The 916-nt window shown below is 61.5% G+C and carries 1 protein-coding gene; it reads left to right on the top strand.

What is annotated here, in order from left to right; genetic code table 11:
• Positions 1 to 161 precede the first annotated feature (161 nt).
• Complete coding sequence (locus EN914_RS36725; RefSeq protein ID WP_127389751.1) at positions 162 to 758, top strand: glutathione S-transferase family protein; 597 nt, start codon at positions 162 to 164, stop codon at positions 756 to 758.
• Positions 759 to 916 lie beyond the last annotated feature (158 nt).

The following is a 916-nucleotide window of genomic DNA, read 5'->3' as shown; positions in this document are numbered from 1 at the left end:
ATCCCGGCAACCATGGTGATGAAGCACCGTCTTCATGGAGCGCTCGCTAAACGGCCCTGGCCGCTGCGTCGCTCGCTGGCGGCTGGGTTTTCCGCTTCTGGCCATTGCCCGATCGCGCCCGATCGGTCAACACTGCCGGCCTGCAAAACAGGAAACGGATCATGCCCAGACTGCTCTATGCGTCGTCTTCTCCCTACAGTTCCAAGGTACGAATGGCGGCAGCCTATGCCGGCATCGCTGTCGATCTGGTGCCGATCAAGACCGAGGAGAAGCCGGCCGACTTGATGATCGCCAACCCGCTCGGCAAGATTCCGGTTCTGGTGCTCGACGACGGTCGTTCCATCCATGACAGTCGCGCCATCACCCAGCATCTCAACCGTTTGTCGAAGAGTGCGCTTTTTCCACGCAATCCCGACAAGCGGCTCGAGGCGGAAGTGCTGGAGGCATTGGCCGACGGCATTTGCGACTGTGCGCTGTCGATGGTCTATGAACGGCGCACGCGGCCTGAGGAGATGGTCTATCAGCCCTGGCTCGATCGCCAGTGGGCGAAGATCACGGCGGCACTCGACCTGCTCAACGCCCACCCGCCGAAGCTGCCGAAAAAGATCGCCGCCGGCCAGATGGCGCTGCGCGCCTGCCTTGGCTATCTCGCGCTGCGCTTTGCCGGGAAATGGGAGAAGGGTCGCGCCCGGCTGACGCGGTGGGCGGCACGCTTCGACGAGAAGTTTCCAGAACTGAAGCCCTGCATTCCCGGTTGACCGCCCATTACCCGAATAGATTTACCCGGAAATCACGCAAGCATAAAAAAAGCCGGGCGCGAGGCCCGGCTTTTTCGTGTCGTGGCTTGAACGACTTAGAACTTCATACCGACGCCGAAGGTGACGCGGTTGTCGGTGGCCTTGACCTTGCCGATGCC

Source organism: Mesorhizobium sp. M7A.F.Ca.CA.001.08.2.1, from assembly GCF_003998455.1.
GTDB classification, from domain to species: domain Bacteria; phylum Pseudomonadota; class Alphaproteobacteria; order Rhizobiales; family Rhizobiaceae; genus Mesorhizobium; species Mesorhizobium ciceri.
This window is presented reverse-complemented; position numbering and strand designations above follow the sequence as displayed.